We start from the raw sequence: 14,938 nt of genomic DNA on the forward strand, positions 1-14,938 counted from the left end.
ACCTCTATTGTGTATCTTGCTGCGCTTGAGCGCCGTCGTCCTGTTCCGCGACATCTTCTTCGTCGGCATCGCTCTCGACCACGCGGCGCACGCCCGACAGGCTGCTGCCGTCGTCGACGTTGATGAGCGTCACGCCTTGCGTGGCGCGGCCCATCTCGCGGATTTCACTCACGCGAGTGCGCACCAGCACGCCGCCCGTCGTGATGAGCATGATCTCGTCGGCCGCATCCACCAATACGGCTCCCACCACCTTGCCATTGCGCGACGAGGTCTGGATGGCGATCATGCCCTTGGTGCCGCGGCCGTGGCGAGTGTATTCCACGATGGACGTACGCTTGCCGTAGCCGTTCTCGGTGGCGGTGAGCACGCTTTGCGACTCGTCGCCGGCCACCAGCAACGAAATCACCGACTGGCTGTCCTCGAGCATCATGCCGCGCACGCCACGGGCATTGCGACCCATCGGGCGCACATCGTTCTCGTCAAAGCGCACCGCCTTGCCGGAGTCGGAGAACAGCATCACATCGTGCTTGCCGTCGGTCAGGTCAGCGCCGATCAGGTAATCGCCCTCGTCCAGGTCAACCGCAATGATGCCGGCCTTGCGCGGATTGGAGAAATCGGACAGCGGCGTCTTCTTGACCGTGCCACGCGATGTGGCCATGAAGATGTAGTGATCGTCGCTGAACTCCTTGACCGGCAGCACCACCGTGACCTTCTCGCCGTCGGCCAGCGGAAACATGTTGACGATAGGCCGGCCGCGCGAACCGCGCGAGCCCGAAGGCACTTCCCAGACTTTCAGCCAATACACCCGGCCGCGGTTGGAGAAGCACAGCAGGTAATCGTGCGTGTTGGCGATGAAGAGCTGGTCGATCCAGTCGTCTTCCTTCATGGTGGTGGCCTGCTTACCGCGGCCGCCGCGACGCTGCGAACGGTATTCGGACAGCGGCTGGCTCTTGATATAGCCGCCGTGCGACATGGTCACCACCATGTCCATGGGAGTGATCAGGTCTTCGGTGTCGATCTCGGTGGCATTGGTTTCGATCTCGGCGCGGCGCGTGTCTTTCGCGCCTGTCGAGAACTCGGCCTTGATCGCCGTGAGTTCGTCACTGATGATGTCCGTGATGCGCTCGGGGCGCGACAGGATGTCGAGCAGGTCGGAGATGTTGTCCATCACTTCGCGGTATTCGCCGACGATCTTGTCCTGCTCCAGGCCAGTCAGGCGCTGCAAGCGCATGTTCAGGATTTCCTGCGCCTGGGTATCGCTCAGGCGATACAGGCCATCGCCCTGCAGGCCGTAATTGGCTTCCAGGCCATCGGGGCGATACGCCGCGCTGCCGCCCAGCACATTGCCTTCGGCGCGCGCCAACATCTCGCGCACCAGGGAGGAATCCCACGAGCGCGCCATCAGGTCCTGCTTGGCGACCGGCGGCGTGGGCGCCGCACGGATGATGGCGATGAAATCGTCGATATTAGCCAGCGCCACCGCCAGGCCTTCCAGTACGTGCCCGCGCTCGCGCGCCTTGCGCAGCTGGAACACCGTGCGGCGCGTCACCACTTCGCGGCGATGCAGCAGGAAGTAGTGGATCAGCTGCTTCAGGTTCAGGAGGCGCGGCTGGCCGTCGACCAGCGCCACCAGGTTCATCCCGAAGGTGTCCTGCAACTGCGTGTTCTTGTACAGATTATTGAGGACGACCTCGGGCACCTCGCCGCGCTTGAGCTCGATCACCAGGCGCATGCCGTCTTTGTCGGACTCGTCGCGGATATCGGAGATACCTTCGATCTTCTTTTCGTTGACCAGCTCGGCAATGCGCTCCTGCAGCGATTTTTTGTTGACCTGATAAGGAATCGCGTCGACCACGATGGCCTGACGGTTGCCCTTCTCCATGTCCTCGAAGTGCGTCTTGGCACGCATCACCACCCGACCGCGGCCGGTGCGATAACCCTCGCGCACACCCGAGATGCCATAGATGATGGCCCCCGTGGGGAAATCCGGAGCTGGGATGAGCTCGATCAGCTCGTCGACCGTGCATTCGGGATTGCGCAGGCAATACAGGCAGCCGTCGACCACTTCCGACAAATTGTGCGGCGGAATATTGGTGGCCATGCCCACCGCGATACCCGAACTGCCGTTGACCAGCAGATTGGGCAGGCGCGAAGGCAGCAGCAGCGGTTCTTGTTCGCTGCCATCGTAATTGGGGCCAAAATCAACGGTTTCCTGGTCAATGTCGGCCAGCAGTTCGTGGGCGATCTTGGCCAGGCGGATTTCGGTGTAGCGCATGGCCGCGGCGTTGTCGCCGTCGATCGAGCCGAAGTTGCCCTGGCCGTCCACCAGCATGTAGCGCATGGAGAAATCCTGCGCCATGCGGACGATGGTGTCATAGACCGACTGGTCGCCGTGCGGGTGGTACTTACCGATGACGTCGCCGACGATACGGGCCGACTTCTTGTAGGCCCGGTTCCAGTCGTTGTTCAGTTCGTGCATGGCGAACAGCACGCGCCGATGCACCGGCTTGAGGCCATCGCGCACATCCGGCAGGGCCCGCCCCACGATCACGCTCATGGCGTAATCGAGGTAGCTGCGGCGCATCTCTTCTTCCAGCGATACCGGAAGCGTCTCCTTGGCAAAGGAATCCATATTGAATTAGCGATTAGGTCGTCAAAGAGTAAGCCGGACCCGGCCCTGGGATAAGTCCGGGGGCAAGCCGAGCCGATGGCCCTGGCCGGGAAACAGAAAATTCTATCATTGACCTACTTTTGTCCTGTCGGCCATTGCGCTGGCGCCAGAAATACGCATCAGCAGCCGAAAATCTGACAAATTCATGAATTTATTCAGTTCATCTCATTGAGGCTTGTTGCCAAAAACCAACAGGAAAATCCCTTACAGTGCCGAAAAGATCACATCCCGCGGCAATGCGAGAAGCGGGAGGCGCCAAAGCCCGGTAAATGGCTTAAGATTGTTTCCAGCACGCAGCCAGTGGCGCGCTTTGAACCTGTTCTTTGCACTGCTATACTGGCCCCGTTTTCCTAATATGCGGCGGGGGACGCTGCGAGTCACCTATCTCAGCTTCAAGCTCAACGAGGAGAAACATGAACAAACCCTCCAAATTCGCCCTGGCGCTCGCCTTTGCCGCCGTGACGGCTTCGGGCGCTGCTTCCGCCCAAACCGTCATCAACAACTGGCACGGCAATTTTGGCGAAGTAGTCAAGAACAACACTGGACTGTGCTGGCGCGATAATTTCTGGACGCCCGCTACCGCTTCGCAAGCTTGCGGCGCCCAGGTTGCCCAGGCCGCCAAGCCCACGCCGGTGGCTTCGAAGGTCGTCTTTAACGCCGACGCCTTCTTCGACTTCGACAAGGCTGTCCTGAAGCCCGAAGGCCGCAAACTGCTGGACCAGGTCGCTACTCAAGTCCAGACCATCAACCTGGAAACCATCATCGCCGTCGGCTACACCGACTCGATCGGTTCGGTTGCTTACAACCTGAAGCTTTCCCAACGCCGCGCCAACGCCGTCAAGGCCTATCTGGTGGGCAAGGGCATCGACGCCAACCGCATCTACACGGAAGGCAAGGGCAAGTCCAATCCCGTCGCGAGCAATGCCACCGCCGCTGGCCGTGCCAAGAACCGCCGCGTGGAAATCGAAATCGTCGGTACCCGCAAGTAATTGCTGCCGACGCGCGGCTGGCCCCCCCCAGCCGCTACAATGAAGAGCCTCGCCATGCGAGGCTCTTTTTTTTTCCTAATGCCATGAGCACCGACACCTCCTCCAATACCGGCGTGAATGCCGACCAAGCCGAACTCGATAAATTCAGTGCCCTGGCCTCCCGCTGGTGGGACCCGGAAAGCGAGTTCAAGCCTCTGCATGCCATCAACCCCCTGCGCCTGGATTGGATACGCGAGCGCCTAGGCAGCCTTGCCGGGCGGCGCATCCTGGACGTGGGCTGCGGCGGCGGCATCCTGTCCGAAAGCATGGCACGAGCCGGCGCCGAGGTCACCGGTATCGATCTGGCAGAGAGATCGCTGAAAATCGCCAAGCTGCACGGCCTGGAATCCGGAATTAAGGTGGACTACCGCAATGTGCCGGTCGAACAGCTGGCGGCCGAGCAGCCCGCTTCCTTCGACGTAATCACCTGCATGGAAATGCTCGAACATGTCCCCGATCCGGGTTCCATCGTGCATGCCTGCGCCCAGTTGGCCAAACCCGGCGGTTGGGTGTTTTTCTCCACGCTCAACCGCAACCCCAAGTCCTTCCTGTTTGCCATCGTCGGCGCCGAATACCTGCTCAAGCTCCTGCCGCGTGGCACCCACAGCTATGCCAGCTTCATCAAGCCCAGCGAACTGGCGGCCTACACACGCAAGGCGGACCTGACCACCGTCGAGCTCAAGGGCATGGAATACAACCCCCTCACCCAGGTCTATACGCTCAGCGGCAATACCTCGGTGAACTACCTGGTCGCCACACGCAAAGAGCAATGACCCTTATGAGCGCGCTGGTTTTATTCGACTTCGACGGCACCCTGGCCGATACGGCCCCCGACCTGGCCGCGGCAGCCAATGCTCAGCGCGCGCTGCGCGGCATGGCGCCCCTACCCGTCGACGTGCTGCGGCCCGTCGCCTCGCAAGGCGCACGCGGCATGCTGCGCGTGGCGCTGGATCTGCAGCCCGAGCATCCCGATTACGAAACCGCCCGCCGTCAGTTCCTCGATCATTACTCGGCCAATTCCACCGTGCACAGCAGGCTTTTCCCGGGCATTGCCGAACTGCTGGAACACCTCCGCATGCAGGGCCATGCCTGGGGCATCGTCACCAACAAGGCCACCCATCTCACGCGCCCCCTCGTTTCGCATCTGGGCCTGGCACGGCACTGCGCCACCCTGGTATGCGGCGATACCACCCCCCACTCCAAACCCCACCCGGCACCGCTGTTGCACGCGGCCCAGGAAGCCGGTTTCGGCACCGACCGCTGCCTCTACGTGGGGGACGATCTGCGCGACGTGCAGGCCGCACACGCCGCCGGCATGCCGGCCATTGCCGCCGCCTACGGCTATCTGGGCGATAGCGGCGCGGTCGATACCTGGCGGGCCGAGGCGCGCGCCGACGACGTCGCGGGACTATGGCCCGCTATCACCGCTTTGCTGCCAAAATAGCGGGTGTGCACCAGCGCCCGGCTCCCGCTCCCGGCGCGACACGACAGTTCTTTCCCTCCAATGATGCATGGGTCGACTTGTCGATATCGAGGGTTCACCCCCTTTGTATAGTTAAAAACAATAGGTTTGATTTAATTAATAAATTTGATCTAATCGACAAGACTCCCTAACATTGCATCCATACCGTCTTTTCACCCACGTACAGAGGAAATTGCAATGTCTCTCGTCAATACCCAAATCAAACCCTTCAAGGCCCAAGCGCTGCGCGACGGCAAGTTCATCGAAGTGACCGAAGCCACCCTGAAGGGCAAGTGGGCCGTGATGGTGTTCTATCCCGCCGACTTCACTTTCGTGTGCCCCACCGAACTGGAAGATCTGGCCGACAACTACGCTGAATTCCAGAAACTGGGCGTGGAGGTCTACTCCGTGTCGACCGACACCCACTTCTCGCACAAGGCCTGGCACGACACCTCGGACGCCATCAAGAAGATCAAATACACGATGATCGGCGATCCGACCTGGGAACTGTCGCAGAACTTCGAGGTTCTGCGCGCGGGCCAGGGTCTGGCCGACCGCGGCACCTTCATCATCGACCCCAACGGCGTGATCCAGGGCGTCGAAGTTACCGCCGAAGGCATCGGCCGCGACGCCAAGGAGCTGCTGCGCAAGGTCAAGGCCGCCCAATACGTGGCCTCGCACCCGGGTGAAGTCTGCCCCGCCAAGTGGAAAGAAGGCGAGAAGACTCTCGCCCCCTCGCTGGACCTGGTCGGCAAGATCTAAGTAACGCCGCGAGAGCGGCAAGCAGTATGCAAGCCCCCTGATGCCCGGGGCCACGAGTCCCGGGCACGCGCAGCAAGCCCACGAACTACCAGAACACAGGAAATACGATCATGCTGGACGCCGCCATCAAGACCCAGATGCAAACCTATATGCAGATGATCTCGCAGCCCATCGAGATCGTCGCATCGGTCGATGACAGCGAGAAATCGCGCGAATTGATCGAGCTCCTGCAGGATATCGCCGCCATGTCGGACAAGATCTCCTACACCGAACGTCGCGACGACAACGAGCGCAAGCCGTCCTTCAGCATCAACCGCCCCGGCGAAAATCTTGGCATCCGCTTTGCCGCCATTCCCCTGGGCCACGAATTCACCTCGCTGGTGCTTGCCCTGCTGCAAGCCGGCGGCCACCCGATCAAGCTCGATGCCGACGTGATCGAGCAGATCAAGAACCTCGACGGCGACTACACCTTCGAGACTTATATGTCGCTGTCGTGCCAGAACTGCCCGGAAGTAGTGCAGTCGCTCAACGTAATGTCGCTTATCAACCCGCGCATCCGCAACACCACGATAGACGGCGCCCTCTTCCAGAACGAAGTCGAAAGCCGCGAGATCATGGCCGTTCCCACGATCTACCTGAACGGCGAGACTTTTGGTCAGGGTCGCATGGGCGTTGCCGACTTCCTCGCCAAGCTCGACGCCAATGCCAGCACCCTCGACGCCGCCAGGCTCAATGCCCGCGACCCCTTTGACGTACTGATCGTCGGCGGCGGCCCGGCCGGTGCAGCCTCGGCTATTTATGCAGCCCGCAAGGGCGTGCGCACCGGCGTGGTTGCCGAGCGTTTCGGCGGTCAGGTGCTCGACACGTTGGCCATCGAGAACTTCATCTCGGTCAAGGAGACCGAAGGCCCACGCCTGGCCGCGGCACTCGAAGAGCACGTCAAGGAATATGGCGTAGATATCATGAATACGCAGCGCGCCGTCGAACTGATTCCTGGCGCGGATTGCATCCAGGTCAAGCTCGAAAACGGTGCCCTGCTCAAAAGCCGCTCGGTCATCCTGTCCACCGGAGCGCGCTGGCGCAACGTCAACGTGCCGGGCGAGCAGGAATACCGCAACCACGGCGTGGCCTACTGCCCGCATTGCGACGGCCCCCTGTTCAAGGGCAAGCGCGTCTCGGTGATCGGCGGGGGCAACTCCGGCGTGGAGGCGGCCATCGACCTGGCCGGCATCACCGAGCACGTGACCCTGCTGGAATTCGGTGAAGCGCTGCGTGCCGATGCCGTCCTGCAGCGCAAGCTGTACAGCCTGCCCAACGTCACGGTGCATACCTTGGCGCAGACCACCGAGATCACCGGCGACGGCACCAAGGTCAACGGCCTGACCTATACCGACCGCAAGACGGGCGAAAGCCGTCACGTCGCGCTTGAAGCGGTGTTCGTGCAGATCGGCCTGGTGCCCAACACGGAATGGCTCAAGGGCACGGTGGCCTTGTCCAGGTTCGGCGAAATCGAGGTCGATGCCCGCGGCCAGACCTCGGTGCCAGGCGTATTCGCCGCCGGCGACTGCACTACCGTGCCGTACAAGCAGATCGTCATCGCCATGGGCGAAGGTTCCAAGGCCGCGCTCTCGGCCTTCGACCACCTGATCCGCATGCCGGTGCCGGCCGAGGCGCAAGCCCTGGCGGCCTGACCGCCGCAATCCCCGCTATATGATCTCGCCGCGCACGTGGCGGCAGATCACGGTCGCCAACACGTCGAACGCGGCGTCGATACGATCGAGCGGCACCGAGGCGTAGCCAAGCAGCAGCCCCTGACGAACGCATGCGCGCCGCATGTAGTAGCGACTCAGGGAGCGCACGATCACGCCGCGCACAAAGGCCTCCTTCGTGACGAGGCAGTCATCAACGTGGGGCGGCAGGCCCAGCACCAGATGCAGGCCGGCCTGCCCACCGTGGATTTCCAGGCTGTCGCCGAAGTGCCGCTCGATGGCCGCGATCATGGCCACCCGCCGTTCGGCATACAGATTGCGCACGCGGCGGATGTGCGAGGACAGATGGCCTTCGCGGATGAACTCGGCCAGGATCGACTGCGTGATCAGCTGCCCTTCACGGTATAACTCCGCGACTGCGACGGCAAAGGCGCTAGACAGGTGCTCAGGCACGACCAGGTAGCCCACGCGCAAGCCCGGGAATAGCGTCTTGCTGAAACTTCCCGCATACAGCACCAGGCCGCTTTCATCGAGTCCCTGCAGGGAAGGCAGCGGCCGGCTGCCATAGCGAAATTCGCTGTCGTAGTCGTCCTCGAGAATCCAGCAGCCGTGCTGGCGGGCGTATTCCAGCAGCATGCGCCGGCGCGCGAGGCTCATGACCATGCCCAGGGGGTACTGGTGCGAGGGCGACACGACGATCAGCCTGGGCGGGCGCGACAGGTCCGCCGATGCCAGGCACATGCCTTCGTCGTCCACCGGCACCGAAACCACGCGCAGGCCAGACGACAGTAGCAGATTGCGCACCCCCCAGTAGGAAGGCTCTTCGATCCAGACCAGGTCGCCCGGCTGGCACAGCAGCCGGGTCGCCACGTCCACGGCCTGGTGGATGCCCGTCGTCATGACGACCTGTTCCGCGGTGCCGTTGACCGACCGCGCGCTGTTCAGGTAGTTGGCGACTTCATGGCGTAGCGGCTCATACCCCCCCGCAGGCGCGTAGATGAGCAGTTCGGTCGGCGCGCGGCGCCAGTGCCTGCCCTGGATGCGGTTCCATGCCTTGTACGGAAACTCCGCTACGTCGGGGATCCCCGGCATGAACGCTCCCCATTGCCGGTTCGAGAAGCCGGCCCCCTCGATCAGCTTGCTGCCCCGCGGCGAAAGTCCCTGCGCCGGGCTCCGAGACGACGGAGCGCTGGCTCGGGCCTCCGCCTGGTCGGGCATGTCCTGGCTGATGTCGACGACGAAGGTGCCGCGGCCGGTGGCGGCGGTGACATACCCTTCGATTTCGAGCTGCTCGTAGACCTGGAGCACCGTATTGCGCGCGATGGACAGGTCGCGGGCCAGGACGCGCGAGGACGCAAGCCGCGCACCCGCAGTCAGCCGGTTGTCCAGAATGGCGTCGCGGATCAGGCGGTACAACTGCCGGTAGGCCGGCTCGTCCGCGCCCACGTCCAGCCACTGCTGTAACCAGTCCGCCAGCGTGAACGATCCTGAATCCATGATTGGCTCCATCATTTTTTTAAAAATGGCTCTGGATTGTAGACCAGACAATCCACATAATGGCCGCAAAACCCGCCCTTTGCTGCCATCTGTAGACGGACAGACCTCATGGACAATCAAACCTGGCAAGCCCGCAAAACCGAAGCGATACCCCACGGCATCGGCGTTCTGTGCGACTTCTATATGGATCGGGCGCTCAACGCAGAGCTATGGGACGTCCAGGGCCGCCGTTACATCGATTTCGCCGCAGGCATCGCCGTCACCAATACCGGGCACTGCCACCCGCGCGTCGTGGCCGCCGTCTCGCAACAGCTGAACAAGTTCACGCATACGGCGTTCCAGGTCTCGCCCTATTCCAGCTACGTCGAACTGGCGGAAAAAATCAACGCACGCGCGCCTGGCAGCCACAAGAAGAAGACCGCCTTTTTCACCACCGGCGCCGAGGCCGTCGAAAACGCGGTGAAAATTGCGCGCGCGGCCACCGGGCGTACCGGTGTCATCGCGTTCTCGGGTGCGTTCCACGGCCGCACCTTCATGGGGTTGGCGCTCACCGGCAAGGTCGCTCCCTACAAGCTGGGATTCGGCCTCTTCCCCGGTGAGGTCTACCATGCGCCGTTCCCCAATGCCCTGCATGGGGTCAGCGTGCAGGATTCGCTCGACGCCGTCCAGGCCCTGTTCAAATCCGACATCGATCCGCGCCGCGTGGCCGCCATCATCGTCGAGCCGGTGCAAGGCGAAGGCGGGTTCAACGTCGCCCCGCCGCAGTTCCTGCAGGCGCTGCGCAGCCTGTGCGACCAGCACGGCATCCTGCTGATCGCCGACGAAGTCCAGACGGGCTTCGGACGCACCGGCAGGATGTTCGCCATCGAGCACTCGGGCGTCGTTCCCGACCTGATGGCCATTGCCAAGAGTCTGGCTGGCGGGATGCCCCTGTCCGGCGTCTGCGGGCGCGCCGACATCATGGATGCCCCGGTCCCCGGCGCCCTGGGCGGCACCTATGCCGGCAACCCGCTGGCCGTGGCTGCGGCGCTGGCGGTGCTGGACATCATCGATACCGAAAGCCTGGTCGAACGCGCGAGCGTCACGGGCAGCAGGCTGCGCGCCACGCTAAACGATCTGGCCGCCTCGACACCCGCCATCGCCGAAGTGCGCGGTCTGGGCGCCATGATCGCGGTCGAATTCCACCATCCGCAAGATCGCCGTCCCAACGCCGAACTGGCGGCCGGCATCCAGAAGCGGGCTCTGCGCAACGGCCTGGTCCTACTAACCTGCGGCGTCCACGGCAACGTCATCCGCTTCCTGTTCCCGCTCACGATAGAAGACGCCGTCCTGGATGAAGGACTGCACATCCTTTCCGAAGCGATCCGGGGCTAAAGACGCTCCGTCAACGTACACAACAACCCACAAGAGCCCGCCACGTGTCCATCGCCCCGTCCGAGCCTTTAGTCCGCTTTCGCGGCGTCCAGAAATCCTACGACGGCCAGACGCTGGTCGTGCGCAACCTGGACCTTGACATCCAGCACGGCGAATTCCTGTCCCTGCTGGGGCCTTCGGGATCGGGCAAGACCACCTGCCTGATGATGCTCGCCGGCTTCGAATTCCCCACGGCCGGCGACATCGTTCTGGACGGCCAGCGCCTGAACGACGTGCCGCCCCACAAGCGCAACATTGGCATGGTCTTCCAGAACTACGCCCTGTTCCCGCACATGACGGTGGAAAGGAACCTGCACTACCCGCTGAAGGTGCGCAACGTCCCCGCCGACGAACGCGCCAGGCGCGTGGCCGAGGCGCTTGCCATGGTCCAGATGAGCGGGTTTGCCAAACGCTATCCGGGTCAGCTGTCCGGCGGGCAGCAACAGCGCATCGCGCTGGCGCGCGCGCTGGTATTCGGTCCCAAGCTGGTGCTCATGGACGAACCCCTGGGTGCGCTCGACAAGCAGTTGCGCGAACACATGCAGCTCGAACTCAAGGCGCTGCATCGTTCCCTGGGAATTACCTTCGTCTATGTCACGCACGACCAGAGCGAAGCGCTGACCATGTCCGACCGCGTCGCGGTGTTCGACCAGGGCGTGATCCAGCAGATTTCGCCCGTGCGCACCCTGTATGAGGAACCACGCAACCGCTTCGTCGCGAGCTTCGTGGGCGACTGCAACCAGATAGCCGGGACGGTCGAGACCCTAAACGGTGAAAACTGCGTGGTGCGCCTTTCCGACGGCACCGCCGTCCACGCCCTGAACATCGGCCGACTGCAGCCCGGCTCCGCCTGCATACTGGCGATCCGCCCCGAGCGTATGCGCATCGCCGAAGGTCCACAGGACGGCAACGCGCTGCCCGCGCAGGCCCAGGACCAGGTGTATTTCGGCGACCACGTGCGGCTGCGCTGCCGCGTCCTGGACTCGACCACCGTGTTCGTCAAGCTGCCGCTGGACCAGAGAGCATCCCTGAGCCGCGCCAGCGCCGGCAGTCCCTTGTTTCTTTCCGTACCCACCGAACACGTCCGGGCTTTCGAACCCTGACGCGGCGGTGTTCCTTCAACGCTGTTTTTCCGCTCGCAACAACCGACTGACCCAGCAAGCAAACCATAACGGAGACAATCCATGAAAGTCAGCAAAAAGTTTTCCTCGCTCGCGTTCGCCTCGGCCCTTCTCGCCGTGGGAGCAGGACATGCGCAGGCTCGCGACCTTACTGTCGTCAATTTCGGCGGCGCCAATGGCGACGCGCAGAAGATCGCCTTCATCAAGCCGCTCGAAAAAGAGATGGGCAAGAAAATCATCGCCGTCGCCTATAACGGCGAGCAGGCCAAGATCAAGGCCATGGTCGATACCCACGATGTGGTGTGGGACGCCGTCGAGGTCGAGACCGGCGACCTGGGCCGCGGATGCGACGAAGGGCTGTACGAAAAACTGAACTGGGACCACATCGGCAAGAAATCCGATTTTATCCCCGCCGCCGTGCGCGAATGCGGAGTTGGCGCCTTCGTGTGGTCCACCGTGCTGGCCTACGACGGCAAGGCCCTGAAGACAGCGCCCACGAGCTGGGCCGACTTCTGGAACGTGAAGAAATTCCCCGGCAAGCGCGGCATGCGCAAGGGAGCACGCTACAACCTGGAATTCGCCCTGATGGCCGATGGCGTGGCTCCCCAGGACGTCTACAAAGTGCTGAGCACGCCCGCCGGCGTGGACCGCGCCTTCAAGAAGCTGACCGAACTCAAGCCCTACATCCAATGGTGGGAAGCGGGGGCACAGCCGCCGCAGATGCTGGCCGCCGGCGACGTGGTCATGTCCACCGCCTACAACGGACGCATCAGCGCCGCCAATCAGGAGAATCACCTGTCGCTCAAGACCGTCTGGAACCAAAACATCTACGATCTGGACTACTGGGTCATCCCGACCGGAACGCCCAACAAGGCGCTGGCCGAGCAATACATCAAGTTCGCCACCTCGCCCGGCCCGCAAGCTGCCTATTCCCACCAGATCGCCTACGGTCCGACCAACAAGGCCGCCATCAAGAATCTCGACGCCAAGACCCTGGCCGACCTGCCGAACTCGCCCGAGAACGGTAAAAACGCCCTGCTGTCCAGCTACGATTTCTGGGCTGATCACGGCGAAGAGCTCGAACAGCGCTTCACCGCCTGGTCCACGCAGTAACCCGCCGGATATCACTTCCGGCCCCGCCTCCCCGAGGGGCGGCGGGTTCTCACGCGAGCGAGCACCGGCATGACGGCAACCCTCTTCGAATCCAATACCCGCGCCATCCGGTCGGCCATGCGCAAAGCCGACCGGCGGCGCAAGCTTCGCGCCTTTTTCCTGGTGGCGCCGCTGGTCCTGTTCCTGCTGGTGATCTTCATTATCCCCATCGGCGCGCTGCTGGAACGCGCCATCGACAACCCGGAAGTCATCCATAGCCTGCCGCGCACGCTCGCTGCGCTCAAGTCCTGGGACAAGACCTCCGAGCCCGCCCCGGCAGTCTACGATGCGCTGATCCAAGACCTGGGCAAAGTCCGGAACACGGCAAGCGCCGGCACACTGGCGCGCCGGCTGAACTACGAAATTCCCGGATACCGCTCGCTGGTGTTCAAGACCATGCGGCATCTTGAAACCGCCGATGCCGGCCAGAGCGCCAAGGACAGATTGCTCGGCATCGACCCGCGCTGGGCAGAGCCCCGATTCTGGCGCGCCATCGTCGACAACGACTCGCGGTATTCGTCGTACTACCTGCTTGCGTCCATGGACCTGCAGCGCGATGCGCACGGCGACATCGTCCATGTCCCGGCCGGATCTTCGGCGTTTCGCGACATCTACGGCCGAACCTTCCTGATCAGCCTGGTGGTCACGTTGCTGACGCTGGCGCTAGGCTACCCGCTGGCCTACTGGATATCCAGACTACCTCGGCGCAAGGCCAACCTGGTCATGATCTGCGTGCTCATCCCGTTCTGGACTTCCATCCTAGTGCGCATCGCCGCGTGGATCGTGCTGCTGCAGCGCGAGGGCCTGGTCAACAAGGCGCTGATGCACCTGGGCCTGATCGAGACGCCGTTCGACCTCCTGTTCAACCGCGTCGGAGTCTACATCGCCATGACGCACATCCTGCTGCCCTTCATGCTGCTGCCCGTCTACAGCGTGATGCAGTCGGTGCCCGGTACCTACCAGCGTGCCGCGATTTCGCTGGGTAGCCACCCGTTCGCGGCGTTCTGGCGCGTCTATGTGCCGCAGACCTACCCCGGCGTCGGCGCGGGCACGCTGCTGGTCTTCATCATGGCCATCGGCTACTACATCACCCCCGCCCTGCTGGGCGGCGCGAGCGACCAGATGATCAGCTATTACATCGCCTATTTCACCAACGAAACCATCAACTGGGGCATGGCGAGCGCGCTAGGCTTCATCCTGCTCCTGGGAACGCTGCTGCTCTATTCGCTTTACCGGCGGCTGTCGGGACGGGAACTCGGACTCGGGTGACACCATGCACAAACAGCTGAACCGCTTCCCGCCTCATGCCTCGCGCCTGGAAAAAGCCTGGTTTTACTTCCAGCGCTATTACTGTCTCCTGCTGCTGCTTTTCCTGCTGCTGCCGATACTGGTGATCGTGCCGCTGTCGTTCAGCGACAGCTCGCTGCTGCTCTATCCCATCCACGCTTTCTCGCTCAAGTGGTATCACGCGTTGTTTCACTCGGACGAGTGGATCCGCGCGACCCGCAACAGCTTCATCGTGGCGCCCTCGGCTACGATCGTCGCCACGGTGCTGGGCACGCTGGCCGCAGCCGGCCTGCACCGCACCGAGTTTCGCGGCAAGGGCCTGCTCATGGCAGTGCTGATCTCGCCCATGATCGTGCCGCTGGTTGTGGTGGGCGTGGGCATCTACCTATTCTTCGCCCCTTACGGCCTGACCAACAGCTATACCGGCCTGATACTGGCCCATGCGGCGCTGGGCGCGCCTTTCGTCGTCACTACGGTCACCGCCACCTTGCAGGGATTCGACCAGAATCTGGTGCGCGCGAGCAATAGTCTGGGCGCAGGGCCGGTAGGCACGTTCCTGCGCATCACGCTGCCCATCATTGCGCCAGGCGTTGTGTCGGGAGCCTTGTTCGCGTTTTCCACCTCGTTCGACGAGGTCGTAGTAACGCTATTCCTGGCCGGCCCCGATCAAGTTACCCTGCCGCGCCAGATGTTCACGGGCATACGCGAAAACATCAGCCCCGTGATTGCGGCCGTGGCCACGATACTGATCGTGTTCTCGGTGCTGCTGCTGCTGACGCTCGAATGGCTGCGCGGCCGCGCCCACGCCAAGACCGTCGCGCCGGATCCGGCCTGAA

Annotated in this window: 12 protein-coding genes; 10 read left to right on the top strand and 2 right to left on the bottom strand. The window is 62.8% G+C overall.

Annotated features, from left to right (window positions below):
• Nucleotides 1–4 precede the first annotated feature (4 nt).
• The gene (gene gyrA, locus H143_RS0117145) at nt 5–2,632 is read right to left on the bottom strand and encodes a DNA gyrase subunit A (protein ID WP_019939494.1); all 2,628 of its coding nucleotides are present in this window, start codon (nt 2,630–2,632) and stop codon (nt 5–7) included.
• Nucleotides 2,633–3,084: 452 nt separating this feature from the next.
• Between gyrA and ompA the strand changes: the two genes are divergently transcribed.
• From ompA to ahpF, 5 genes are all read left to right on the top strand, one after another.
• The gene (ompA, locus tag H143_RS0117150) at nt 3,085–3,660 is read left to right on the top strand and encodes an outer membrane protein OmpA (RefSeq protein WP_019939495.1); all 576 of its coding nucleotides are present in this window, start codon (nt 3,085–3,087) and stop codon (nt 3,658–3,660) included.
• 83 nt (nt 3,661–3,743) lie between these two features.
• Nucleotides 3,744–4,472, top strand: coding sequence for a bifunctional 2-polyprenyl-6-hydroxyphenol methylase/3-demethylubiquinol 3-O-methyltransferase UbiG (ubiG, locus tag H143_RS0117155; RefSeq protein ID WP_019939496.1), 729 nt, complete (start codon nt 3,744–3,746; stop codon nt 4,470–4,472).
• 5 nt (nt 4,473–4,477) lie between these two features.
• Nucleotides 4,478–5,143 carry a phosphoglycolate phosphatase gene (gph, locus tag H143_RS0117160; protein WP_019939497.1) on the top strand — a complete coding sequence of 222 codons (666 nt, stop codon included), beginning with the start codon at nt 4,478–4,480 and terminating at the stop codon, nt 5,141–5,143.
• A gap of 216 nt (nt 5,144–5,359) precedes the next feature.
• On the top strand, nt 5,360–5,923 hold the full coding sequence (gene ahpC, locus H143_RS0117165; RefSeq protein ID WP_019939498.1) for an alkyl hydroperoxide reductase subunit C: 564 nt from the start codon (nt 5,360–5,362) through the stop codon (nt 5,921–5,923).
• 110 nt (nt 5,924–6,033) lie between these two features.
• Nucleotides 6,034–7,614: an alkyl hydroperoxide reductase subunit F gene (ahpF, locus tag H143_RS0117170; RefSeq protein ID WP_019939499.1), complete on the top strand. Its 1,581-nt coding sequence runs from the start codon at nt 6,034–6,036 to the stop codon at nt 7,612–7,614.
• 15 nt (nt 7,615–7,629) lie between these two features.
• Here ahpF and H143_RS0117175 read toward each other — a convergent pair whose 3' ends face one another.
• Nucleotides 7,630–9,129 (bottom strand): PLP-dependent aminotransferase family protein, encoded by a 1,500-nt coding sequence (locus H143_RS0117175; protein WP_019939500.1) that lies wholly within the window; start codon nt 9,127–9,129, stop codon nt 7,630–7,632.
• A 108-nt stretch (nt 9,130–9,237) separates the two neighbouring features.
• Here H143_RS0117175 and gabT point away from each other — a divergent pair, with 108 nt between their 5' ends.
• The 5 genes from gabT (at nt 9,238) to H143_RS0117200 (ending at nt 14,937) form a co-directional block, all read left to right on the top strand.
• Nucleotides 9,238–10,503: a 4-aminobutyrate--2-oxoglutarate transaminase gene (gabT, locus tag H143_RS0117180; protein ID WP_019939501.1), complete on the top strand. Its 1,266-nt coding sequence runs from the start codon at nt 9,238–9,240 to the stop codon at nt 10,501–10,503.
• 50 nt (nt 10,504–10,553) lie between these two features.
• Nucleotides 10,554–11,645, top strand: a complete 1,092-nt coding sequence (locus H143_RS0117185; protein WP_155803671.1) for an ABC transporter ATP-binding protein — start codon at nt 10,554–10,556, stop codon at nt 11,643–11,645.
• A gap of 81 nt (nt 11,646–11,726) precedes the next feature.
• Complete coding sequence (locus H143_RS0117190; RefSeq protein WP_019939503.1) at nt 11,727–12,776, top strand: ABC transporter substrate-binding protein; 1,050 nt, start codon at nt 11,727–11,729, stop codon at nt 12,774–12,776.
• 69 nt (nt 12,777–12,845) lie between these two features.
• Nucleotides 12,846–14,084: an ABC transporter permease gene (locus tag H143_RS0117195; RefSeq protein WP_019939504.1), complete on the top strand. Its 1,239-nt coding sequence runs from the start codon at nt 12,846–12,848 to the stop codon at nt 14,082–14,084.
• A 4-nt stretch (nt 14,085–14,088) separates the two neighbouring features.
• Complete coding sequence (locus H143_RS0117200; protein WP_019939505.1) at nt 14,089–14,937, top strand: ABC transporter permease; 849 nt, start codon at nt 14,089–14,091, stop codon at nt 14,935–14,937.
• Nucleotide 14,938 lies beyond the last annotated feature (1 nt).

Source organism: Bordetella sp. FB-8 (assembly GCF_000382185.1).
Lineage (GTDB): Bacteria > Pseudomonadota > Gammaproteobacteria > Burkholderiales > Burkholderiaceae_B > Bordetella.